Annotated in this window: 29 protein-coding genes and 1 tRNA gene; 17 read left to right on the top strand and 13 right to left on the bottom strand. The window is 71.2% G+C overall.

Going from position 1 to position 21,540, the window contains the following annotated elements; all coding sequences use genetic code 11:
* Window positions 1-139: 139 nt before the first annotated feature.
* Entirely contained in the window at window positions 140-1,543 is a 1,404-nt protein-coding gene (sthA, locus tag PV350_RS23290; protein WP_499509511.1) for a Si-specific NAD(P)(+) transhydrogenase, read from the top strand.
* Window positions 1,544-1,694: 151 nt separating this feature from the next.
* Entirely contained in the window at window positions 1,695-2,471 is a 777-nt protein-coding gene (locus PV350_RS23295) for a class I SAM-dependent methyltransferase (protein WP_499509512.1), read from the top strand.
* Window positions 2,472-2,571: 100 nt separating this feature from the next.
* Here PV350_RS23295 and PV350_RS23300 read toward each other — a convergent pair whose 3' ends face one another.
* The gene (locus PV350_RS23300) at window positions 2,572-2,784 is read right to left on the bottom strand and encodes a hypothetical protein (RefSeq protein WP_499509513.1); all 213 of its coding nucleotides are present in this window, start codon (window positions 2,782-2,784) and stop codon (window positions 2,572-2,574) included.
* Between the two features lie 82 nt (window positions 2,785-2,866).
* Entirely contained in the window at window positions 2,867-3,127 is a 261-nt protein-coding gene (locus tag PV350_RS23305; RefSeq protein ID WP_499509514.1) for an acyl carrier protein, read from the bottom strand.
* Window positions 3,128-3,267: 140 nt separating this feature from the next.
* Between PV350_RS23305 and PV350_RS23310 the strand changes: the two genes are divergently transcribed.
* Window positions 3,268-4,713 (top strand): alpha/beta hydrolase, encoded by a 1,446-nt coding sequence (locus tag PV350_RS23310; protein ID WP_500335841.1) that lies wholly within the window; start codon window positions 3,268-3,270, stop codon window positions 4,711-4,713.
* Between the two features lie 42 nt (window positions 4,714-4,755).
* On the opposite strand, the gene PV350_RS23315 is transcribed toward PV350_RS23310, so the two are convergent.
* Entirely contained in the window at window positions 4,756-5,688 is a 933-nt protein-coding gene (locus PV350_RS23315) for a 2-dehydropantoate 2-reductase (protein ID WP_500335843.1), read from the bottom strand.
* A gap of 68 nt (window positions 5,689-5,756) precedes the next feature.
* Between PV350_RS23315 and PV350_RS23320 the strand changes: the two genes are divergently transcribed.
* Complete coding sequence (locus PV350_RS23320) at window positions 5,757-6,389, top strand: CGNR zinc finger domain-containing protein (protein ID WP_499509517.1); 633 nt, start codon at window positions 5,757-5,759, stop codon at window positions 6,387-6,389.
* Window positions 6,390-6,398: 9 nt separating this feature from the next.
* On the opposite strand, the gene PV350_RS23325 is transcribed toward PV350_RS23320, so the two are convergent.
* The 3 genes from PV350_RS23325 to PV350_RS23335 all read right to left on the bottom strand — a co-directional run bounded on the left by PV350_RS23325 (window position 6,399) and on the right by PV350_RS23335 (window position 9,301).
* Complete coding sequence (locus PV350_RS23325) at window positions 6,399-7,298, bottom strand: LysR family transcriptional regulator (RefSeq protein ID WP_500335845.1); 900 nt, start codon at window positions 7,296-7,298, stop codon at window positions 6,399-6,401.
* Window positions 7,299-7,435: 137 nt separating this feature from the next.
* Window positions 7,436-8,395 carry an NAD(P)-dependent oxidoreductase gene (locus tag PV350_RS23330; protein ID WP_499509519.1) on the bottom strand — a complete coding sequence of 320 codons (960 nt, stop codon included), beginning with the start codon at window positions 8,393-8,395 and terminating at the stop codon, window positions 7,436-7,438.
* Window positions 8,396-8,839: 444 nt separating this feature from the next.
* Window positions 8,840-9,301, bottom strand: coding sequence for an ATP-binding protein (locus PV350_RS23335; protein WP_499509520.1), 462 nt, complete (start codon window positions 9,299-9,301; stop codon window positions 8,840-8,842).
* A 173-nt stretch (window positions 9,302-9,474) separates the two neighbouring features.
* Here PV350_RS23335 and PV350_RS23340 point away from each other — a divergent pair, with 173 nt between their 5' ends.
* Together PV350_RS23340 and PV350_RS23345 are read left to right on the top strand one after the other, a co-directional pair.
* Window positions 9,475-9,711 carry a DUF397 domain-containing protein gene (locus tag PV350_RS23340; protein WP_499509521.1) on the top strand — a complete coding sequence of 79 codons (237 nt, stop codon included), beginning with the start codon at window positions 9,475-9,477 and terminating at the stop codon, window positions 9,709-9,711.
* A gap of 89 nt (window positions 9,712-9,800) precedes the next feature.
* Complete coding sequence (locus tag PV350_RS23345) at window positions 9,801-10,709, top strand: Sco1979 family transcriptional regulator (RefSeq protein ID WP_499509522.1); 909 nt, start codon at window positions 9,801-9,803, stop codon at window positions 10,707-10,709.
* A 53-nt stretch (window positions 10,710-10,762) separates the two neighbouring features.
* Here the strand turns inward: PV350_RS23345 and PV350_RS23350 are convergent, their stop codons facing one another.
* Entirely contained in the window at window positions 10,763-11,578 is an 816-nt protein-coding gene (locus PV350_RS23350; protein ID WP_499509523.1) for an SAM-dependent methyltransferase, read from the bottom strand.
* Window positions 11,579-11,816: 238 nt separating this feature from the next.
* Here PV350_RS23350 and PV350_RS23355 point away from each other — a divergent pair, with 238 nt between their 5' ends.
* Together PV350_RS23355 and PV350_RS23360 are read left to right on the top strand one after the other, a co-directional pair.
* Window positions 11,817-12,104 carry a DUF1905 domain-containing protein gene (locus tag PV350_RS23355; protein WP_500335847.1) on the top strand — a complete coding sequence of 96 codons (288 nt, stop codon included), beginning with the start codon at window positions 11,817-11,819 and terminating at the stop codon, window positions 12,102-12,104.
* A 138-nt stretch (window positions 12,105-12,242) separates the two neighbouring features.
* A complete protein-coding gene (locus PV350_RS23360) occupies window positions 12,243-12,626 on the top strand; it encodes a VOC family protein (protein ID WP_499509525.1) in 384 nt (127 codons plus the stop codon).
* Window positions 12,627-12,875: 249 nt separating this feature from the next.
* Here the strand turns inward: PV350_RS23360 and PV350_RS23365 are convergent.
* Both PV350_RS23365 and PV350_RS23370 read right to left on the bottom strand, forming a co-directional pair.
* A tRNA-Trp gene (locus PV350_RS23365) sits at window positions 12,876-12,950 on the bottom strand.
* A 261-nt stretch (window positions 12,951-13,211) separates the two neighbouring features.
* The gene (locus PV350_RS23370; protein ID WP_500335850.1) at window positions 13,212-13,991 is read right to left on the bottom strand and encodes a hypothetical protein; all 780 of its coding nucleotides are present in this window, start codon (window positions 13,989-13,991) and stop codon (window positions 13,212-13,214) included.
* Between the two features lie 185 nt (window positions 13,992-14,176).
* Here PV350_RS23370 and PV350_RS23375 point away from each other — a divergent pair, with 185 nt between their 5' ends.
* Window positions 14,177-14,446: a hypothetical protein gene (locus PV350_RS23375; RefSeq protein ID WP_500335852.1), complete on the top strand. Its 270-nt coding sequence runs from the start codon at window positions 14,177-14,179 to the stop codon at window positions 14,444-14,446.
* 75 nt (window positions 14,447-14,521) lie between these two features.
* Here the strand turns inward: PV350_RS23375 and PV350_RS23380 are convergent, their stop codons facing one another.
* A complete protein-coding gene (locus PV350_RS23380; protein WP_500335854.1) occupies window positions 14,522-14,671 on the bottom strand; it encodes a hypothetical protein in 150 nt (49 codons plus the stop codon).
* A gap of 267 nt (window positions 14,672-14,938) precedes the next feature.
* Window positions 14,939-15,235: a hypothetical protein gene (locus tag PV350_RS23385; protein ID WP_500335856.1), complete on the bottom strand. Its 297-nt coding sequence runs from the start codon at window positions 15,233-15,235 to the stop codon at window positions 14,939-14,941.
* 243 nt (window positions 15,236-15,478) lie between these two features.
* Here PV350_RS23385 and PV350_RS23390 point away from each other — a divergent pair, with 243 nt between their 5' ends.
* A complete protein-coding gene (locus PV350_RS23390; RefSeq protein WP_500335858.1) occupies window positions 15,479-15,844 on the top strand; it encodes a hypothetical protein in 366 nt (121 codons plus the stop codon).
* Window positions 15,845-16,124: 280 nt separating this feature from the next.
* Entirely contained in the window at window positions 16,125-16,514 is a 390-nt protein-coding gene (locus PV350_RS23395) for a hypothetical protein (RefSeq protein WP_500335860.1), read from the top strand.
* Window positions 16,515-16,811: 297 nt separating this feature from the next.
* On the opposite strand, the gene PV350_RS23400 is transcribed toward PV350_RS23395, so the two are convergent.
* Together PV350_RS23400 and PV350_RS23405 are read right to left on the bottom strand one after the other, a co-directional pair.
* A complete protein-coding gene (locus tag PV350_RS23400; protein WP_500335861.1) occupies window positions 16,812-17,081 on the bottom strand; it encodes a hypothetical protein in 270 nt (89 codons plus the stop codon).
* Window positions 17,082-17,291: 210 nt separating this feature from the next.
* Window positions 17,292-17,525: a hypothetical protein gene (locus PV350_RS23405; protein ID WP_499509530.1), complete on the bottom strand. Its 234-nt coding sequence runs from the start codon at window positions 17,523-17,525 to the stop codon at window positions 17,292-17,294.
* Between the two features lie 397 nt (window positions 17,526-17,922).
* Between PV350_RS23405 and PV350_RS23410 the strand changes: the two genes are divergently transcribed.
* From PV350_RS23410 to PV350_RS23435, 6 genes are all read left to right on the top strand, one after another.
* Entirely contained in the window at window positions 17,923-18,201 is a 279-nt protein-coding gene (locus PV350_RS23410; protein WP_499509531.1) for a DUF6510 family protein, read from the top strand.
* Between the two features lie 79 nt (window positions 18,202-18,280).
* The gene (locus tag PV350_RS23415) at window positions 18,281-18,715 is read left to right on the top strand and encodes a nuclear transport factor 2 family protein (RefSeq protein WP_499509532.1); all 435 of its coding nucleotides are present in this window, start codon (window positions 18,281-18,283) and stop codon (window positions 18,713-18,715) included.
* Window positions 18,716-18,792: 77 nt separating this feature from the next.
* Window positions 18,793-19,989, top strand: a complete 1,197-nt coding sequence (locus tag PV350_RS23420) for a PP2C family protein-serine/threonine phosphatase (protein ID WP_499509533.1) — start codon at window positions 18,793-18,795, stop codon at window positions 19,987-19,989.
* A gap of 208 nt (window positions 19,990-20,197) precedes the next feature.
* The gene (locus tag PV350_RS23425) at window positions 20,198-20,851 is read left to right on the top strand and encodes a VanZ family protein (protein ID WP_500335864.1); all 654 of its coding nucleotides are present in this window, start codon (window positions 20,198-20,200) and stop codon (window positions 20,849-20,851) included.
* A gap of 172 nt (window positions 20,852-21,023) precedes the next feature.
* Window positions 21,024-21,290 (top strand): DUF6400 family protein, encoded by a 267-nt coding sequence (locus PV350_RS23430; RefSeq protein WP_499509535.1) that lies wholly within the window; start codon window positions 21,024-21,026, stop codon window positions 21,288-21,290.
* Entirely contained in the window at window positions 21,277-21,507 is a 231-nt protein-coding gene (locus tag PV350_RS23435) for a hypothetical protein (RefSeq protein WP_499516714.1), read from the top strand. Before PV350_RS23430 ends, PV350_RS23435 begins: the two co-directional genes overlap by 14 nt.
* The last annotated feature ends 33 nt before the right edge of the window (window positions 21,508-21,540 follow it).

A 21,540-nucleotide genomic window follows, 5' to 3' on the forward strand; every position in this document is an offset into this window, starting at 1 on the left:
CGCTGAGCCCCCCGTGCCCCGTCCCCCGGCGGGCCCCCGGGCACGGGTCCCGCACCCGTGCCCGGGGACCCGGGGACGCCACCGGCCGCATCGCCGACAGCCCTTTCCCGGGGACGCCGTGGCCTGACAGACTCGTCCGGTGACCGAATTCGACCTGCTCGTCATCGGATCCGGCCCGGGTGGCCAGAAGGCCGCCATCGCCGCGGCCAAGCTGGGCCGCCGGGTCGCCGTCGTCGACCGCCCCGACATGGTCGGCGGGGTCTCCATCCACTCCGGCACCATCCCGTCGAAGACGCTTCGCGAGGCCGTGCTCTACCTGACCGGGCTCACCCAGCGGGACCTGTACGGCCAGAGTTACCGCCTCAAGGAGGACATCACCATCGCGGACCTCACCGCGCGCACCCAGCACGTGGTGAGCCGCGAGGTGGACGTGATCCGCAGTCAGCTCTCCCGCAACCGCGTCACCATGCTCACCGGGACCGGCCGCTTCATGGACGACCACACGGTCGCCGTGGAGGACCCTTCCGGCCGCGAGGTGCTGGTCACCGCCGGGAACATCGTCATCGCCACCGGGACGCGCCCGGCCCGTCCGTCGACCGTGGAGTTCGACGACCGCACGGTGATGGACTCCGACAGCGTGCTCAACCTGGACCGGGTCCCGCGCTCCATGGTCATCGTCGGCGCCGGCGTCATCGGCATCGAGTACGCCTCGATGTTCGCCGCGCTGGGCAGCAAGGTGACGGTGGTCGAACAGCGCGACGGGATGCTGGACTTCTGCGACGTCGAGGTGGTCGAGGCGCTCAAGTACCACCTGCGGGACCTCGCCGTCACCTTCCGCTTCGGCGAGACGGTGGCGGCCGTGGAGCGGCACGCGACGGGCGCGCTGACCGTCCTGCAGAGCGGGAAGAAGATCCCCGCGGACGCCGTGATGTACTCGGCCGGGCGGCAGGGCCTCACGGACGCCCTCGACCTCGGCAAGGCGGGCCTCACCGCCGACAAGCGGGGCCGGATATCGGTGGACGAGCACTACCGCACCTCCGTGCCGCACATCTACGCCGTCGGCGACGTCATCGGCTTCCCGGCGCTCGCGGCCACCTCCATGGAGCAGGGCAGGCTCGCCGCGTACCACGCCTGCGGCGAACCGGTGAACGCGATGCACGGCCTGCAGCCCATCGGCATCTACACGATCCCGGAGATCAGCTTCGTCGGCCGTACGGAGGACCAGCTCACCGACGACAACGTGCCCTTCGAGGTGGGCATCTCGCGCTACCGCGAGCTGGCCCGCGGCCAGATCATCGGCGACTCGCACGGCATGCTGAAGCTGCTGGTGTCCACGGAGGACCGCACGCTGCTCGGCGTCCACTGCTTCGGCACCGGCGCCACGGAGCTGCTGCACATCGGCCAGGCGGTGATGGGCTGCGGCGGCACGGTCGACTACCTGGTCGACGCCGTGTTCAACTACCCGACCCTCGCCGAGTCGTACAAGGTGGCCGCCCTCGACGCCACCAACAAGCTCCGCCAGATCAACCGCCTCACCGGCTGACGCCGGGCCGTCGCGTGCGGGGTGCCCCGGCCGGGGGCGCCCCGCACACCGGTACCACCCGTTCGGAGGGGGAACGGCGGGGGCGCTGCGTGGCAGCCTCCCGAGAGGGACGGAGAACGCGTCCCCCGTGACCTCCGAGGGAGTACCCGCCATGGCCACCAGGAAGAACCTCCGGGCCGACCGCACGAGCCTCACCCACAAGGTCGGCTACGCCCTCCGGCACCCCACGCGGGTCGCCGGATACGCGCGCCGGGCCGCGCGGGACCGCTGGCTCGCGCACCGGCACCGCGACCACGTGGCGTACTACCGGGCCGTCATGGCCAGCGACACCGCGCGGGACCCCGAGGCCGCCGTCGGCAGCGCCAGCCACGACCGCTGGCTGGCGCTGGGCGCGATGCAGTTCGACTACCTGCGTGAGCACGGCCTGTCGCCCCGGCACCGGCTGCTGGACATCGGGTGCGGCAACCTGCGGGCGGGCTGGCGCCTGATCGAGCACCTGGACGCCGGCCACTACTACGGCATCGACATCTCCCCCGACATCCTGATCGCCGCCAAGCGCACCGTGACCGCGCAGGGCCTGCAGCGCAAGCTGCCGTACCTCACGCTCACCCACGACCTGACCTTCGACTTCCTGCCGGACCGCCACTTCGACGTGGTCCACGCGCACAGCGTCTTCTCCCACTCGCCCCTGGAGGTCATCGACGAGTGCCTGGCCCACGTGGCGCGGATCCTGGCCCCCGGCGGGTGGTTCGACTTCACGTTCGACCGCACCGAGGGGAAGGAACACCACGTGCTGCGCGAGGACTTCTACTACCGCACCGAGACGCTGGTGGACCTGGCCGCCCGGCACGAGCTGCGCGCCCGCTTCATGGACGACTGGGAGCTGCGCGGCCACGGGCAGTCGAAGATCCGCGTCCACGCGGGCTGAGCCGTGCCGGACGTCTCGGCACGCCGGGGGCGGACCCCGGCGTGGGGCCGGAAGGGTCCTCCCGCCGGTGACGGCCCCCGCGCGTACGACGGCGACGTGTTCAGGAGGCGCGTAGCACGCAGGCTCCCGCATCGAGGGAGCCGTCACCCGCAGGGCCGACGTCGGCCACGAGGCCGTGCGGGCGCGCTTGCGAGCCCGGCTCCGTCACCGCGGCCGGGCGGCCGGTGTCGATGCCGCAGTGCCGCAGCGCGGCGTCCCCGGTGCCGGCCCCGCCCGCACCCGCGTCCCGTGACCCGGACCTGCCGCGGGACACGGCCTTCCCGGTCCTCGGCGAGAGCTACGTGGTGCCGTGCGCGGTGTGGGACGACCACGCCGCCGACGAGGCGCGGCCGTCGTCAGGGGGCCTCCGCGGCCTCCTGTTCGGCGCGTTTGCCGGCCACGTGCTCGACGAGGTCGCGCACGGTGCCCATCCGCTCGACCTCGTCGGCCAGCAGCATCACTCCGACCTCGCGCTCGACGGCGTCGGCGGCATGCTGCTTGGCCCGGTCGCCCAGGCGCAACTGGGCGAAGGTCGTGTCCGGCCCGATCTCCTCCGGAGCCACGTCCGCACATCCGGCGACCACCCTGCGCACGATGCCGGCGACATCCTCGGTCATGTTCCCTCTCCCCTCCGGTGACTGCCCGATACGCCTACCCCGCCGGCGGCGGAGGACCGCACCGGTGCGCCGGGCCGTTCGGGGGAACGGCCGGTGTCGTGGTGCGGCGTGCCGGGGCGCGGCTCGTACGTTCGGCCGGTATGACGCACCTTCCGCACGACTCCGCCCCCGCGCCCACCCGTCGCACCGCGCTGGCCGGGCTCGCGGTGGGGGCCGGGGCCCTGGCGGCGGCCGCCGGGTGCACGCCCTCGGGCGCCTCCCCCGCGGGCCCGCCTTCGCCCGGCGGTCCGGGAACGGGGCCCGGGTCCGGGCGGACGTCGGCCTCCGCAACGGGTCCCGCGGGCGGTGCCACCCCCGGGGTGATGGCCCTCTTCGACGACCCCGCCTACGACTTCAACGCGCTCCTGGCCCTCGGCGCCTGCGGCTACGGCTCCGCCGAGGCCGGCGAGGTGCTCACCGCCGTGAACGCCGTCACCACGGCGGGGGTGTCGGCGCAGTCGTACACCCGCACCTTCAGGGAGCTGGGCGACCGGCTGCTCACGACGCCGAGGGGCAGCATGCCCGGGCGCCAGACGACACGGTTCCGGACGCTGCGGGCGGCCCAGTACTACGGCCAGGCGCTGTTCTTCGTCCTCGGCTCCGAGGACCCGGGCAGCGAGGAGCAGCTCTACCGTGCCGGGCGCCGCGCCTGGGACGCCTTCTGCGAACGCTGCGATCCGGCCCCGGTGACGGCGGCGGTGGACTACGGGAGGACGCGGATGCCGGTGTGGTTCTTCCGCCCGGAAGGGGCGCAACGGCGGCGGCCCACCGTGATCCTGACCAACGGCAGTGACGGCCAGAACGTCGACATGTGGACCTACGGTGTGGCGGCGGCCCTGGACCGCGGCTGGAACGCGCTCGTCTACGACGGCCCGGGGCAGGGCCATGTGCTCTTCGTGGAAGAAGTCGTCTTCACCCCGCGCTGGGAGAAGGTCGTCACCCCGCTGGTGGACTGGCTGACCGCCCGCTCCGACGTGGACCCCGACCGGATCGCCCTCACCGGGCTGAGCATGGGCGGCAACCTGGCGCCCCGGGCGGCCGCCTTCGAGCACCGGATCGCCGCCCTGGTGGCGATGCCCGGCTGTGTGTCCCCCTGGCTGGCCTTCCCCCGGGAGGTCCGGGAGATCCTCACCGCCGACAAGGAGCGGACCAACGCCGTCTGGAACAAGGAGGTCGTCCCGGCGCTGAGCCCGTCCGAGGCGGCGACGCTCAAGAAGCGCTTCGAACCCTTCTCGGCCCCGGCGATGACCGAGGCACGGGAGGGCAGGATGTTCACCGACTTCTTCACCCCCGCCCGGCTCATCGCCTCACTGGACGTCAGCGATGTGCTGGGCCGCATCACGGCGCCCACCCTGGTGCTGGACTACGAGTTCGAGCAGTTCTACCCGGGGCAGCCGCGCCGGATGTACGACGGGCTCACCGCCCCGAAGGACTACGTGAAGCTCACCGCGGCCACCGGGGCGCAGCTGCACTGCTCCCCGATGGCCCCCCAGCAGCACTGCGAGGTCGTCTTCGACTGGCTGCAGGACACGCTCTCGGTGCGCTGACCCGGGGCGTGGCGACCGGCGACCGGCGACCCCGTACGGCGGTCACCCCACGCGCGGCCGGCCCGGCACATGGGGCGCGAGGATGTCGGCCACGGTGCGGTTGCGGGGCGTGGGGACGCCCAGTTCGCGGCCGAGGTCGGCGACGCCTCCGCTGAGCCACGGCAGTTCCAGGCGGTTGCCCTGCTCCAGGTCGTTGTGCATGGAGGAGGTCATCGTGGCGGGCAGCGTGTCGCAGAAGGCCAGTTGCTCGTCGACGAAGGACTCGTCGAGGTGCACGCCCGAGGCCCGGCCTACGGCGACGACCTCCGCCATGACGTCCCGCAGCAGCGACCGCGTCGCGGGATCGGCGCGGACGACGCCGATCGGCTGGCGCACGGCCGAGGTGGTGCCCGACAGGCCCGTGAGGAACACGAACTTCTGCCACACGACCCGCGCGATGTCGACGCTGACCTCCGCGTCGACGCCGGCCTTCGCGCACACCTCGCGGAACTCCTCCGCCCGCGCCGCCCCCTCCCCGTCGTACGGGCCGAAGACCAGCTTCTGCATCGTCCCGCGGTGGGAGACGACGCCGGGTTCCTCGATGACGGCGGAGATGTAGCAGACCCCGCCCCACACGGCCTCGGGCGGCAGGTGCCGGCGCAGGACCGTGTCCTTCCGGACGCCGTTCTGAAGGGAGATCACCCGCGCGCCCGCCTCGGCGAGGCCACGCAACTGCGCGGCGACGTCCTCGGTGTCCCACAGCTTGACCGCGACCAGCACGACGTCGGCGGGACCGACCTCGCCGATGTCCGGCACGAACCGGTCGGCCGGTGCCCGGAACTCCCCCAGCGGGCTCCGGACGGCCAGCCCGCCGTTGGCCCGGATCGCCTCCAGATGCCGACCGCGGGCGACGAAGGTGACCTCGTTGCCCGCCTCCGCGAGGCGGGTGCCGAAGTAGCCCCCCACTCCGCCCGCTCCCACGACCGCTATGCGCATGGCGTGCTCCCTTCCCGGTCCGGCCTGGCCGATGGCTTAATAACCGTCTTCAAGGTTACTATGGACACATGAGCGAGCGCGCACCGGCCACGAGGGCCCCGGCCACTCCCCGCACCCGCGTCACGGCCAAGGTCCGTGCACTGCGCTTCGACGCGGGCACCCTCTCGCTCGACCTCGTCGCCACCGTCGGCCGCCGTCCCAGCACCCCCGTGGAGCGGCTCGGCGATCACGACCGCCTCCGCGCCTGGTGCGGCGGCGTCGGACTGACCCTGCGGGACGGGGAGGACGCAACGGCCCTGCTCGGGGCCCTCCACGAACTGCGCGCCGCCGCCACCGACGTCGCCACCGCGGTCGTCGACGGCCGCACGCCGCAAGCGGAGAGCGTGGGCCTGCTCAACGACCTGGCCCGCATCGAACCCCCCGCGCCCCTCCTCCGCATCGACGCCCAAGGGCGCCCGAGCGCCGGGACGGAACCGCTGTCGGCCGCCCAGTTGCTCTCCGCCGTCGCCCGGGACCTGATCGCGCTGGTCACCGAGCCGCGCCTGCGGGACCGGCTGCGCACCTGCGCCGCGGAGATCTGCGGCATGCTCTACCTCGACCCCGGCAACGGGAAGCCGCGCAAGTGGTGCTCCATGGAGCGCTGCGGCAACAACGCGAAGGCCGCCCGGCACCGGCACCGCGCCTCCGCGCCCACCCCGTAGCCCCACCGCCTAAGGCGACACCGGCTGGGCGAAGGCCGCGATGAAATGCCCGAGGTCACGCCGGTGCGAACTGGACGGCCACACCGCCCAGGTCCTGCGGACCAGGGGGTCTCCCACCAGGGGCGACCACACGACCGTTTCGGGGATCGGCTGCGCCCAGTTCGGCGGGGCCAGTGCGAACGCCCGCCCGGTGATCACGGCCGCCAGCTTCACCTCCGCGATCAGCGGCTCCCCCGCGCCCGCCTCGGGACCCACGTCCAGCCCGTGGCTGTGCAGCACCGAGGTCAGTTCGTCCCACCAGACCGGACTGCCGGCCCGGGGGAAGCCCACCCACTCCAGCCCCGCCAGGCACTCCAGGCGGACGCCGTCCGGTCCGGCGAGTTCGGCCGCCTGGTCGGCCGCGAGCAGCACCCCGAGGTTCTCCCGGACCACCAGCATCGCGTCGAACTCGGGCCCGGCCGGGCGCTCACGCGTCAGGCCGACGTCGAGCTCGTCCGCGTGCAGCGCCTCCAACTGGGCCGCCGTGGACAGATGACGGGCCTGCACCCGGGTGTCGGGGTAGGCCCGGGACAACTCGGTGAGCACGGGGGTCAGCAGGTCGGGCGGCAGCTCCAGCGGGATGCCCAGCCGCAGGGTGCCCCCGCCCTGCGCCGTCAGGGCCGCCATCGTCCGCACGGCCTGGTCGTGGCGCGCGAGCACGGCGCGCGCCTCGGAGAGCAGGACCGCCCCGGCCTCCGTCGTCCGTACGCCGGAACTGGACCGCACCAGGAGTTTGACGCCGAGTTGACGCTCCAGCGCGGTGACGGTCTGCGACAGCGCCGACTGGCTCACGTGCAGCCGTCGCGCCGCGGCGGACATCCCGCCCTCCTCCGCCACGGCGACGAAGACACGCAGCTCCCGCAGTTCCATCCGGCCATCCCACCACGCGGCGCCGGAAGGACGTCCCGACAGGCCAGGCGAATTCCCGATCGGGGAACACGCCGACCCCTGGGGGTGATTCGCCGGGCCGACCGGCCCCCGGGATGTTTCCCGGGGGCCGCCACCGCTCAGCGCGCGGCGGCCATCAGCGGCAGGACGTTCACCAGGGACTCGCCGCCCGCGTAGCGGGCCAGCTGCTGCGCGATGAAGGCGAGGGAGGTGGGCGTGAAGGCGTCGGTGAAGGCCCCGACGTGCGGGGTGATGAGGACGCCGGGCAGGTACCACAGCGGGTGGCCGCTGGGCAGCGGCTCGGGCGCGGTGACGTCCAGGGCGGCACGCAGCCGCCCGCGTCCGGCTTCCCGCACCAGCGCCCGCGTGTCGACGAGTTCCCCCCTGGCCACGTTGACCAGGACGGCCCCGTCCTTCATCAGGGCCAGGCGGGAGCCGTCCATCAGGTCGCGGGTCTCGTCCGTCAGGGGCGCGCACAGAACGACGGCGTCGGCGGAGGGGAGCAGCCCGGGCAGGTCCGCGAACCCGTGCACGTGGCCGTCCGCGGTGTCGCGCGCGGTACGTGCCAGCCGGACCACCCGGCAGCCGAACGGGGCGAGCCTGGCGGCCACGGCCCTTCCGACCGCGCCCTGTCCGACGATCAGGACCTCCTTGCCGGACAACGTGGGGAAGACACGGGGCTGCCACTGACCCAGGGCGTGCCGGCGGGAGAAGTCGTCGAGACCGCGCCCCGCGGCCAGCAGCAGCGTCACCGCCAGCTCGGCCGTGGCCTCGCCGTGCACGCCGTTGGCCGTGGCGACACGGGTGCCGGAGGGCAGCAGCCCCAGGAAGGGTGCGAGGTAGTCGTGCCCGGAGCTGAGGACCTGGAGGACCTCCAGCCGCTCGGCGTGGTGCAGCAGCCGGTCGAGGATCTGGTGCTGCTTGGCCGGGACGGGCGGGACGACGACGAACCGTACGTCCCGGGGATCGGAGGGGAAGGCCGAAAGACCGTCCCAGAAGTGGTACGACAGGCCGTCGGGCAGCGGTCCGGCGAATTCACCGGACCGATAGGGGAGCCAGACCGCGCGGCTTTCTTGCATGATTCGCTGTGCTTTTCTGTGGAGCTCGGAGGACGGGCGTGCCACGCCGGGTGCCCCGGGGCTCCGTCCTTCAGAGCAGGGGCCCTTCCGTCGCGGACGGACGCGTCCGCGGGCCCGGAGAATCTGACATCGTTGTCAAACCGTGAACCTCACGAACGCTAGCACACCTGACGAAAGGGCCATTGACGGCGAGCGGTAGGAACCGGTGGCGCGTCAACAAAAGGTGAATTCCTGTCCCGGGAAGGGCAAAGACGCAGTCATCGACCGCCCTCGGGGAGCGCATGCGTCCTCCCGGCCGCGCGGAGCGGCGGAACGGAGCGGCGGAACGGAGCGGCGAACCGTCAGGCCGCGGCGAGGCATCCCCCCGGTGCCCCGCCGCGGCGCTTCTGGCCCCCGTTCCCCCGTCCCACGGCGTCCGGTCTGCGGGACGCCGTGGGGCGGAAGTCACATGGGCGCGGAGATCAGCGCCCAGACGGACTTGCCCGCCTCGTCGGGCGGTGTCCACCCCCAGGACTCGCTCAGCGAGTCGATGATGTGCAGCCCCCGCCCGGTCTCGGCGAACCAGTCCGGTTCCTTCACCACCGGGACGCCCGTGCCGGGGTCGGCGACCGTGCAGAGCACGGACTCGTCGCGGCGGAGCAGGCCCAGCCAGACCGGCCGGCTCGACAGCGGCGCGTACGCCGGGTCGTCGAGGCCGTAGCGCACGGCGTTGGTCAGCATCTCCGACACCACGATCGAGGCGGTGTCGACGATCGCGAGCATCCCCCAGTTGCTCAGGGTGGCACGCGTGAACTGCCGTGCGGAACCTGCGGCGTGGAGGTCACCGCTCAGGCCGCAGGCGGCAAAGCGTGACCCTGAGTCCTCGGTCAGGCCGTAGTCGAGGGGGATCGCCGGATGCGTGGTCATCGGGAACTCCGCAGAGCTGTCGGGCGGGGGGCGCGGTGCTGTCTGCGTCCACCACTATCCCCGCCGGATCCCTACCCGTGCAAGCACATCTGCAATTACAGTCGTAAGTGCAAGGGTAAGTACATCTGCACGTGCATCTGCACGTGCAGATGGCCCGTCAAGGAGGCGTAGCCATGCGGGAGTTCGACAACGGCGTACCGGCCACCGACATCGAGGGCGCGGTCTGGAGGAAGAGCGGCCGGAGCAACCCCAGCGGCAACTGCGTCGAGCTGGCGGCGCTGCCCGGTGGAGGCTTCGCGATGCGCAACTCCCGCCACCCGGGCGGACCTGCGCTCATCTACACGCGCGCGGAGATCGAGGCCTTCCTCGGCGGCGTGAAGGACGGGGACTTCGATGACATGACCGGCTGACAAAACGTCGGCATGCCATAAGATGCGGCTGTATTCGGGCACCACTCAGTGAGACACTGACGGTCCGCCCAGTCACCACGGGAGCCGGCATGACCGCGACGCGGCCGAGCAACGAACCGTCGATAAGGCAGTACCTGGAGCACCCGCGCGGTGGTCCGACGGTGCTGCGCATCGTGCTCGGCACCCAGCTGCGGAGGCTGAGGGAGTCCCGGGGCATCACCCGCGAAGCGGCGGGTGACGCGATCCGTGGCTCCCACGCCAAGATCAGCCGCCTCGAACTGGGCCGCGTCGGCTACAAGGAGCGTGACGTCGCCGACCTCCTCACCCTCTACGGCGTGACCGACGAGACCGAGCGCGCGGACTGCCTCAAGCTCGCCCACCAGGCCAACACCCCCGGCTGGTGGCACCGGTACGCCGATGTGCTCCCCGGCTGGTTCGAGACGCTCGTGGGCCTCGAGGAGGCCGCCTCCGTCATCCGTACGTACGAGGTGCAGTTCATCCCCGGTCTGCTGCAGACCGAGGAGTACGCCCGCGCCGTCATCCGGCTGGGGCACCCCAGGGCGTCCGGGGTCGAGGTCGAGCGCCGGGTCGCGCTGCGCATGGAGCGCCAGCACCTGCTGAACGGGCCCAACGCGCCCCGGCTGTGGGCGGTCGTGGACGAGGCGGCGCTGCGCCGTCCGATGGGCGGCGCCGAGGCGATGGCGCGCCAGTTGGAGCGGCTCATCGAGGCGGCCGCGATGCCGAACGTGACGCTGCAGGTGGCGCCGTTCAGCGTCGGCGGCCTCGCCACCGCCGGCGGACCGGTCACGATCCTGCGTTTCCTGGAGCCGGACCTGCCCGACATCGTCTACCTGGAACAGCTCACCAGCTCGCTGTACCTGGACAAGCAGGACGACGTCGACAACTACCTGGCCGTCATGGACCGGCTCAGCGCCGAGGCCGAACCCCCGGTCCGGACGCCGGACTTCCTGCGCGACTTCCTCAAGCAGCTGTCGTGAGCTGACACGGTTCCCCGGAGCCGGCCCTTCCGGCCCCGGGACCCCTGACGTCCTCAGGCCTTGCGGCCGACCCCGCCGAACTCGATCCACTCCTGGGTGGCCTGCCGGGGCGCAAGGTCCGTGTCGGGGCGCCAGGTGGACACCTCGACCAGCCCCGGCTCCAGGATCCGCAGACCGTCGAGGAAGCCCTCGACGTCGCTCTCCTGGCGGACCCGGCCCCAGTTGCCCTGGGTGCTGGCGTCCATGAACTCCGTGACGAAGTCGCGCACCGCCTTGTCCTCGCTGACCAGCTGGCACACCACGAGGAAGCTGCCCGGCGCCAGCCGCTCCGCGACGCGCTTGACCAGGCCCGCCGGGTCGTCCTCGTCGGGGATGCAGTGCAGCACCGAGACGAAGAGGGCGGCGACCGGCTGGCTGAAGTCGATCAGCCGCTCCACCTCGGAGTGGCCGAAGATGCCGTCGGTGTCACGGAAGTCTGCCTGGATGACGGCCGTGTTCTCGTTCTCCTCCAGCAGCGCACGGCCGTGCGCCAGCACGATCGGGTCGTTGTCGACGTAGACGACGCGCGCGGCCGGGTCGACGCGCTGAGCGACCTGGTGGACGTTGTCCTGCGTCGGCAGGCCTGACCCGTGGTCCAGGAACTGGCGTATCCCGTACTCGCGGGCGAGCACGCCCACGACGCGCTGCAGGAACCTGCGGTTGTTGACGGCAAGTTCCTTGGTGCTCGGGACGACCTTGAGCAGCTCCTCGGAGGCCTCACGGTCGACGGCGTAGTTGTCCTTGCCGCCGAGCAGGAAGTCGTACATCCGGGCGACGCTGGGAATCCCGGTGTCGATCGCGGTCGGCAGCGGCTCTCGCTCCTGGCTCATCCGGCCCCTCACAGTCCTGCCCACGCCCTGAACGCGGGGTGATCGCGGAAGTCCCATTCTAGGCTCAAGTCACCTCCCCGCCCTGCGGTTTCACCCATGCGAAGTGAATTGATCGCCAACATGTTTGACTCCTGAAACACCATCAGTCACCGCGCTACCGGACGTTTCCCCCTCCCTTCGGGGGCACCGCCTGTACGCTGAGGCGGTCCGGCCACCCTGCAGGAACGGGACCGACCTCATGGAGCTCGTCTTCGCCGGCCGTGTGATCGAGTGGCGCGGACCGTCGCCGTACTACTTCGTGACCGTGCCGGGGGAGGAGTCCGAGCACATCCGCGAGGTGGCCGCGATGGCCACCTACGGCTGGGGCGTCATCCCCGTCGAGGCCCGCATCGGGGGCACCTCCTTCACGACGTCGCTCTTCCCCAAGGACGGCGGTTACCTGCTGCCTCTGAAGGTCGCCGTACGCAGACCCCAGGGCATCGCGGCCGGGGACGACGTGACCGTGGAGATGACGGTCCGCCTCTGACGTGACGGCGACGTCCCGCGCGGTTCGGTCCAGTGGGGGCGGCGCGCGCTCAACCGACCCGCCACCGGTCGTCGCAGGCCGAACGCCCTTCCGCGCGAAGGCGTGGACAACGCCCCGGCGCCGCGACAGACTACGGCCGTGCGATCACGAACGCGGGGCATGTGGTGGGGCACCGCCATGGAAGCACCGGATCCCGCCGCCCTCGCGGCGTTCTACGCCGAGCTGCTCGGGTGGCCCGTCGTGCACGAGGAACCGGGCACGTCCGTCGTCGCCGCGCCCGAAGGTCCGGCCTACCTCGTGTTCCAGCAGGCGACCGGCTACCAGGCCCCCACGTGGCCGCCCGCAGACGGTGACCAGCGGCCCATGATGCACTTCGACTTCCAGGTCGGCGACCTCGACGCCGCCGTCGCCGACGCGGTCGCGCTGGGCGCCTCGCTCGCCGGCCACCAACCCCGGGAGAACGTCCGCGTCCTCCTCGACCCGGCCGGCCACCCCTTCTGCCTCTGCCTGGACGAGGAGTAGGCGCGAGCGGTGCGGTGAACGCGTGCTCCCGGCCGCGTCACGCTCGGCACGCCTCATGCGATCCCACAGATCGACGAGTTGATCGCTGACGGCGTCGTCGTGGGCGCGTGCGTCAGCGCCGCCCGCGCGGACGGGATGGAGGCCGAGCTCGTACGCCGCGGCCTCACCTTGCGTGTTGCCCGCGACGAGTTCCTGCGCTCCGCGGTGCGAACGCCGCGCATGTGCGCTCGGGGCCGCGTCGGTTGCTTGCAGGGGCGGCAGGATTTGAACCTGCGGCGTGCGGGTTTGGAGTCCGCTGCTCTGGCCGGGCTGAGCTACGCCCCTTCGGTGGCTCCACCTTGGCATGCGCGGCGGTGGGCGGGCCACGCAATTTCCGGGGTGGCGAAGGCCGGTCAGAGGCCAGGGCGTTCGTAGCAGTCGTAGTTGCGCTGGGCGGCGATCCTGCCGTCGCGGAACGCCAGAAACGTCGCGATGCGGGCGCGCTGGACGTGGCCGGCGGGGCGCTCGGACGCCTTCCGTAGGAGCGACTCTGTGATGCGGCCACGCCGAGACAGATGGATGCCTGGGGGCGCTGTCCGTCCCTGATCAGAACGGTGGGTCTTCGGAGTAGCCGCCTGTCCCGTGGGCCGCCCACCAGGAATCACGCTCCGCCTTGAGACGGGCGTAACGCTCGCGGGCCGCGATGTCGTCCGCGTTCTCCAGGGCACTGGTGTCGTGACCCCATGCCTTCATGGCGTCCAGGACGCGGTCTCGATTGCGGCGGTCGGTGCTGGTGGCCAGCAAACGGACGGCGTGGTCGACCAGATCGGCCCGGTGCGCGGCGAGGACGGGGTGCTCGGCGAGAGGGATCGCAGCGACGAGGGCCGCGTCGCGTACGTCCGCGTTGTCGTGGCTGAGAAGGGGATGGACAGCTGAGAAGATCGCCGGGCGCAGGTCCCGGAACGCCCGCATATCCCTGTCCTCGTCGAGGAACCCCTTGCCGACGTGGCGTTCGCCGATGGTGACGCACTCGTCGTCGGCGTCGTAGGCGGTGTTGCCGAGCCACTCAAGTAGTCTCCCGGCGTTGTGGCCGAAGTCGTCTGTGGTGATGACCGGATGGTTGAGGATGGCCGCAACGTAGAGTGCGACGGGCACGGTGGCTTCGTAGATGGTGTTCTGGTGGGTCACTTCTCTGAGTGCGTTGTCGGTGGCCGCCGCCCTGACGGCCGGGTCAGGGTCGATGACGCGCGCCAGCGCCGTCGGCAGGGATTCGCCCGTCCCGCGCACGGTGGCGAGCGACGCCCAGTCGGTATCGTCCAGAAGCGCTTGGTAGTGAGGTAGCTCGTTGCGACGAGGCTTCCCGGCCCGGCTGCGGCGGTAGGTCACGGGCGGAGGCTATAGCGCCGGCGTGGCGCAGGGCGTCATGCGTGAAGCAGGGTGCGCCTCCGCACGAGGTTCCGCACGTGTCCATGGTCGTATGCCCACGTGCGGGGCTGTTGTAGCGCAGTTGCACATTCCCCGCTCCCCGAGGCGGTGTCGTAGGAGGCGGCTAGGTTGCCCGAATGACTGCCATGGATCCGCTCGTGCCGGCGCTCACCGGACTGCTTGCTGACGTCGTTTGGTGGCTGGAGAGCTGCGGGGATGAGGAAGTGGATCCCGACTCTGCGGTCAAGATGATGGAGGGTGTTGGCTGGGTGCTGCAGCAACTCCCGGCAGACCAACGCACACGGCTCTTGCAGACGCTCGCAGACTTGGCCGAAGCGGAGCAGGATCCTGCGCGACGCGAGTTCCTGGAGTCGTTCCCCTTCGCTATCGGCATGACCGAGGAACAAGAGAGCTGAGTCGACACCAGCCGAGGTGGCGTCCCTCGCTGTGAACAATGGGCGCGCCGCGCGGCGCCGGAGGGACGGTGAAGGTCAGGTCGCATCGTTCTCAGCACGTTCCAAGGCCTCGATGGCTCTGCGGTGCCATCGCACGACCAGGACCGCGACGAGCGACCCGGTCAACAGCGTCGCGACCGGGATGCCCCAGATCAGAGCACCGACGAGGTGTCCGAGCGATTCCATCTGCTACCCCTCCCTTTGCAGCCTACGCGGATGGCTCTGGCCTGGGAGGCCGGAACACGGGCGGGCACTTCCTCGTGCCCCGGGGACTGAGGCTGCGGACCCTACCTCACCTGGCCCAACGCCCACGTGGGTCAATGCGCCGACTTCACTGCTGTTCCCCGTGCGGCTCTGCCTGACGTGGCACGCGGGTGGCACGCGCCCCTCGATGCGATCGCTGGGCGGGACAGCCGCTGCGGCGTTCGATCGATCTGATGCTGCGGGAAGCCCCTACCGCCATGAGATCGGGCCGGGAACGGTGAGTTCTGCCGCAGCGACCGCGTCCGCCAGGGTGTGGAACCCATCTGTGTCCGGCCAGAACGACCGGTCGCCCGCAGGCCAACCCGGCAGATGCTGGACGTAGTAGAGACGACCCTCCTCGTTCAGATCCGGGGCTTCTCCGGGTTGCAGGTTTCCGTCTGCCTCTCCGATGGCGTGCCAAAAGTCGTAGTCCAGCATAACGACGCGGACTGTCGTGGACACCGTGCCGTCGTACAGCCACACGCCCGTCGCTACGACTGACTCCATGCAATGATCTTAAACGCAGCCGGATTGGTCGCCTGCGGTCATATCGACGGCTGCGCGAACAGTTCTTCCGGAAGGGAGTCGGCGCCTCCCTGACCTGCGCTTGCTTCGATGGCCCAGCTTCTGGCCTTGCGGGTTGGCGGTCGGCTGTTGTCGCCTGTCACTGTTGGCCACCCGTAGACGGCCCGGCAGCGGCCCGAGAGCTTGCGATGCCGCCGCATCTTCTGCAACTGGGATAATCCCCAGGTGAGCTACCCCGCAACAGACGAGCTGTCGTCAGCAGAGCGCGCATTCATGATCAATGCGACGGAGATTGACATCCTGCCGGGCGTCCGGGGGGATCTGGAAGAACCGTTGGCATCCGCCGGTCCCACCGAGCTTGCCGCAATCCTTCTGCCGCTCATCGACAAGGGATGGATTGAAGTCTCCCGCTACATCCCCTGGACCACCGATGACGGCACACGGGGACTTCAGCCCGGACCATCCATCCCACGGCACGACCTTCCTGCCGTGCTGGCCGATGCTGACAACTGGGAGTACCCGGATGACTTTGAGTGGCTGGGTCGCCTCACGCTCGTCCTTACCGAGGCCGGGCAGCAGATTCCCCGGTGACCTTGAGCTGGGAGCCGGCGCGGGGGCGTGCGCACGCAATGGGTAGGTCGCTGGGTCTACGCGTCAAAGGCTCGTTGGAGCACCTGTCGCTGCGAGCTGGGCGGATAGGCCACTGCTGTCCGTGTCTTCATGCCGCGCGACGTCCGGCGCACCGCTCTATAGCCTGGTCCACAGCAACGGTCGCTTCCCGTATAACGCTGTGACCTGGGAAATCGGTCGGAGGTACTGTCGGCCGATGCAGCCCGATAGGTCGAACAAGTGCCCGCTTCATGGTGCTGGGGTGAGCGCGCAGGGCTTGGTGGGTCGTCGGCTCGCGGAGGTCGTCGGCTCGTGGCACCTGTACGGCAGTGGTGCCCCCGCGGGCCCGCTGGATGTGTGGCTGATCGATGACCGGGGTGGCGCCTTCCACCTCACGACCGGATCGGATTGGTGTCTGATCGTTGAGGCGTCGGAGCCGCACGCCGGCCACGACACGGGCGACTCGGGGCGCGTCACGGTGAGGGCGATAGGTGAGGAGACGCCGTTCGCGGACCACGTCGGGGAGGATGTTTTGGAGGTGCGGGAGGAACACGTACCGAACACCGGGCGCGTCGCCCTGGAGCTCACATTCCCAACGGGTCGGGTCCGTTGTGAGAGCTGGGCTGGGGACCTCCGCTTGACCTCGGTGTGATGATCTTGGCGTGACTGTTGTGATCACGGCGTCGGAGTCGTCTTGGAAAGGCCCGTTCACGGGGCTTTTCCGGAAGCTGGCGACCATGCTGCGACCTGCACAACCTCGCCTTGGCCGGATAGCGGCGAGCGCACGCACCGCGACTGCCGCTGCCCAGCGTGACTGGGAGATCGATTACGGGACAGCCCTTATGTGACACGCAAGGCGGCACGGGAGCCCCAGGCTTTGGGTGGGAGCTGTCATGGGGCGACATATCGGGGCCCCATCGGCTTGCCGGGGCTCGGACGGTCTCTGGATCTACCCGCTCACGATCATGAACATTGAGAGCGGCAAGCCAATGAGGCCGCCGATGGCGAAGATGCCGCCTATGAGCCGAAGAAGCCATGTCGGCGCTGCTGTTGTGCGCTGTTGCGACTCCGGCCGGCCCTCCAGGCCGGTCACAACCAAGCCGTGGAAGCGAGCGGACCACTTCCTCGTCGCCAGCAGGCCTCCGCCGGCGATGGCGAGCAAGCTCCAGACGAGCAGAAATGGGCCCGGTCCGGGTCCCGTCGGGCTCGCGATGGTCATCACCCGTGCGTCCTCACCGTTTCCCACAGAGCGCCTGGGACAGGCGCAAACGTCGTTGGACATGTCGAGCGCCTTGGCAGGGCGCCTGCTTCGCCCCGAACTATGCGGGCCGCCTTACGGCCTGAGCGGACGGACGTCCACAAGAAGCCGTGAGGGTGCGCATTGATGCGCTGCCGCTCTAGCGCGGTTGGACACTCCTCTTGCATTCCGCTACAGACCGCGCAGCGCCTCGTACAGATCGTCGTAGGCTGCCCAACAATCGACGCTGCCGTCGTCGTACATGCTGCCCATGTACCAGTCATCATCACCGACAGGCTTCACGATGCACAGGCTATGGAACCCGAAAATGATCTCTGGACGCAGCATCTCGTGATTTCCGTCGAAGGAGAGCCACTTCACCGTCCGGTTCGGGTCCAGGACGACAGCCTCTTGGTCCCCGGACACGTCGCGGATCTGCTGGAGGGTCCATCCCGGGGGGGAGCTGCGTTTCTGCCACCGGACGATGATCTCACCTGCCGAGCGCCGGACGTCGCTCAGGGACGGGTTCCCAGCGGCCGACTCGATCCGAGGCCGGCCGTGACGCCGCGGCTGCTGCCGGCCACTTCGTCCCGAGGCAAGGCGGGTGACTGAGTTCTCTGGCTGGCCAGGACGGAAGGCGCCGTACGCCGCATCGTGGCCTGGATGGCTCGGCAGCGGCTTCGACCAGTGACAACACCCCCTGTGGGGTCATGCGGGAAGCTCACGGCGGCCCCCGTTGACCTTGGTGCACCGCGCGGGGCGGGCTGCGCGTGCATAGGGTGGGTGGCGCTGGGGCGGCCGGGGCTACCTACGGGAGGCTGGGATGAGCGCACAGGGCACGGACGCGTACACCGACGGCAACGCGCTGGCCGGGCCGCTCCGGGAGATCTTCGCGGTGGACATGACGGCTGCCGAGGGCCGCTGCGTGGGCTGCGGGCGTACCGGGCCGGTGGCCACGCTGCGGGTGTACGACCACTCCCCCGGGCTGGTGGCCCGCTGTCCCGGGTGCGACACGGTGATCCTGCGGGTGGTGCGCGGGCCGTCCGCCGCGTGGCTGGACCTGCGGGGCTCGGTGAGCATGCGCATCCCGCTCCCCGAGTGACGTCGCCGGGCCCACGACCGGCCCGGTCGACCGCCGCACGGGTCTTGGCTCTTCGTGCCGTATGCCCAACACTGTGCCGATGACGACGCGAGCGGCATGGGAGACCCTGCTGGACCGGCTGGCCGTCGACGAGCTGATCAGTGGCTACGCGGCGGCCGTCGACGACGGCGACTGGGCGGCGTACGTCGCGCTCTTCGCGCCGGACGGCCGGGCCGATTACTCGTCCGCGGGCGGCATCGCCGGACCCGCCACCGAGGTCGCCGACTGGCTCGCCACGACCATGCGCCTGTTCCCCGTGCGCCAGCACCTGGTCGTCAACCGCCGGATCGCGCTCGACCCGCCGTCCGCCGTGGCGCACGCCGACTACGTCAACCCCATGCGGCTCGGCGAAGTGGGGGCGGGCCCGACCGCCCCCAACTTCGTGTGCGGCGGCCGCTACACCTTCGGCCTGCGGCACACGGGGACGGGCTGGCGGATCGAGGAGGTGCTCGTCCGGGAGAAGTGGCGCTCCTGAGGCGTGGGCGGAGCGGATGGAGGGGGCGGAGGGCGTACGAGCGGGCAGGGCCACGGACGCGGGTGTATCCAAGAGTCATGGATGTTGCACGACGCCTGGAACAGTGGGGGCGGTCGTGGCGGCCCGGGCATCTGCTGGTCGCCGCCATGCTCACGCTGATCCTGATGGTCACCGTCGTGGACATCATGTCACCGCCCGACGTCCATCTGGGGCCGTTCCTGGTCGCCGCCCCCGCGATCACCGCGTCGTTCGCGGGGGCCAGGACGACCGCGGTCGTCGGCGGCGTCGCGGTGGCTGCGCAGGTCCTCGTGGCGGCGGTGCGCACGACACCCCTGGACCTCAACCACTCGGCGCAGATCGCCACCCTGGCCCTGATGTCGGTGCTGGCGACCTTCTTCGCCCATCTGCGCGTGAAGCACGAGCGGCAGGTGACCCGGCTGCGCTCGGTGGCGGAGACCGCGCAGCGGGTGCTGCTGCGGCCCATCCCCCGGCGCATCGGGCCGCTGCGCATCGCCTCGGTCTACCTCGCCGCGGAGGAGGAGGCACAGATCGGAGGGGACCTGTACGCGGCCGTGCGCACGGACACCGGGACCCGGGTGATCGTGGGGGACGTCCGCGGCAAGGGCATGGAGGCGGTGAACGAGGCCGCCCTGACCCTGGGCGCCTTCCGTGCCGTGGCGCACCGGCAGGCGGAGTTGCCGGCGCTGGTCCTGTGGCTGGAACAGGCGATCTCCTCCGACCTCACCGACCCCGCGGCGGACGCCGGGCCAGCCGAGGACGAGGCGGAGTCCTTCGTCACCGCGGTCGTCGCCGACATCCCGGACGACGAGCCGGTGGTCCACCTCGTCACCTGCGGTCATCCCCCGCCGCTGCGGCTCCACGAAGGCTGCGTGACCCCGCTCGACATGCCGGCGCCCGCGCCGCCGCTGGGGCTGACGCAGTTCGCCGGCGGGGAGCCCTCGGTGCTTACGTTCGCCTTCGAGCCCGGCGACACCCTGCTGCTGTACACCGACGGGGTCGTCGAGGCGCGCGACGTGGCCGGGGCGTTCTACCCGCTGACCGGACGGCTCGCCGGGCAGCCGGCCGGTGATCCCGAGGCGCTGGTGGAACGGCTGTGCACCGACCTGCTGGCCTACGCGGGAGGCTGCCTCGGCGACGACGCGGCCGTGCTGGCGATCAGCCGGTCCCCGGCCCTGGTGGCGGCGACCGGCCGCGCGGGCGGTCGCCCGCCCTCGGCCCCGCCGCCTCCCCAGCAGGCGGCGCCCCCGGGGTGAACCCCGTTGACCGCCGCGGAGAGCGGCGGTCACCCGGCATCCCGGAGGGCGCTCGGGGTATCCGGTCTGTGACACGGGGAGACCACGACCGGAACAAACCAGAAGAGGGGGGAAGTCCGTGGCTCGGTTGGCGTTGCGCGGGCGTTCGTCGGAGACAAGGCAAGAAGGGCGGCGGTCGCCACTGGCCTCGCTGGCCCGGTGGGCGGCGATGGCGCTGGCGTTCGTGGCGATGGTCGCGTTCGGGGCGGTGCTGGCCCGCGCGACGCTGGCGCCGTCGTACGCCTCTGAGGGTCTCGCGCACGCGAACATCCACCCGGGCGCCTCGCTGCGCCAGTACTACGAGCGGTACACGGTGGCGGGCGCCATACGGCAGGTCGGCGGGAACGTGCTGCTGGGCATGCCCTTCGGCGTGCTGCTCCCGGTGCTGGCACCGAAGGCGCGCGGGGCGCTGCGCGTGGTGGTGACGACGGGCCTGGTGATGGTCCTCGTGGAGCTGGCGCAGGGGGCGGTGGTGCAGGGCCGCGCGTTCGACGTCGATGACGTGATCATGAACACCACCGGTGCCCTGCTGGGCTACCTGCTCTTCGGGCGTCGCCTCGGCCGGGCCGTGCACACCGTCCGCCCGGCGGCCCCCGCCCAGGCCCAGGCCCCGGCGGCGAAGTCCGCGGGCGGCACGAGGACGTCGAGGATCACGAAGGCGTTCGGGACCCGCGGGAGCGGCACGGCCGGGACGTCGGGGAAGTCCGGTAAGTCCGGTAAGGCGGCTAAGGCCGGCAAGGGCGCCAAGGCCGCGCAGCCGGCGCCCCGCAAGTCGTTCCTGTCCTTCGGGACGGTGCGCCGCAAGGCCGCCCGGCGCTCCTGAACAGCGCCCGGGAATCCGCCCTTCCCACCTGGCACTCCGCCGCTGGTACGTCCCTGACCAGCGGCGGAGCCGCATGGAGTGCGTCACATCGGAGCCGGAAAGGCTTTCCCCCGAGCACGACCCTTTGTTACACAGGGTGGATTCATCCCCGATTGCCCCGGGAGCGAGCGACATGAACGACGACGACGTCCCGGACCGCCTCCACGCGTTCGAGCTGGACTTCACCGACCACGAGACCCGCCGCCGGGCCGAGGTCCTCGCCGCCCTCGGCGACGACTGGGACCCGGTCGCCGTCCTGCGCGAGGAGGATGCGGCGTACCGGCTGCTCTACTCCGGCCTCGACGACGAGCAGGAGGCGGTGTACCGCACGCTCGTGGCGGCGGGCGTGCTGCCGCCCCGTGAGGGGTCCGGGGAGGACGACGGTGCTGCTTCCGATTGATCCCACGGCCGACCCCGGCCGCCGGGCGTGGGTCCCCTGCCCGCGCTGCGAGGACCACCGGGAGTGCGCCACCTGCGCCGCGGGCCGCAACTGCCCCGACCACTGGCGCTACTTGCTGTCGAACAAGGGACCCGTGGTGCATCTGCAGTGCCCCGGCTGCACGCACATGTGGGCCTGGGACTCCGGTTTCGGCGCGCAGCACCGCAACGGGGCCTGAACACCGCACCGCCGGGCCGTCCCCGGCAGGCGG

The organism is Streptomyces sp. PA03-6a, assembly GCF_033792765.1.
GTDB lineage: Bacteria > Actinomycetota > Actinomycetes > Streptomycetales > Streptomycetaceae > Actinacidiphila.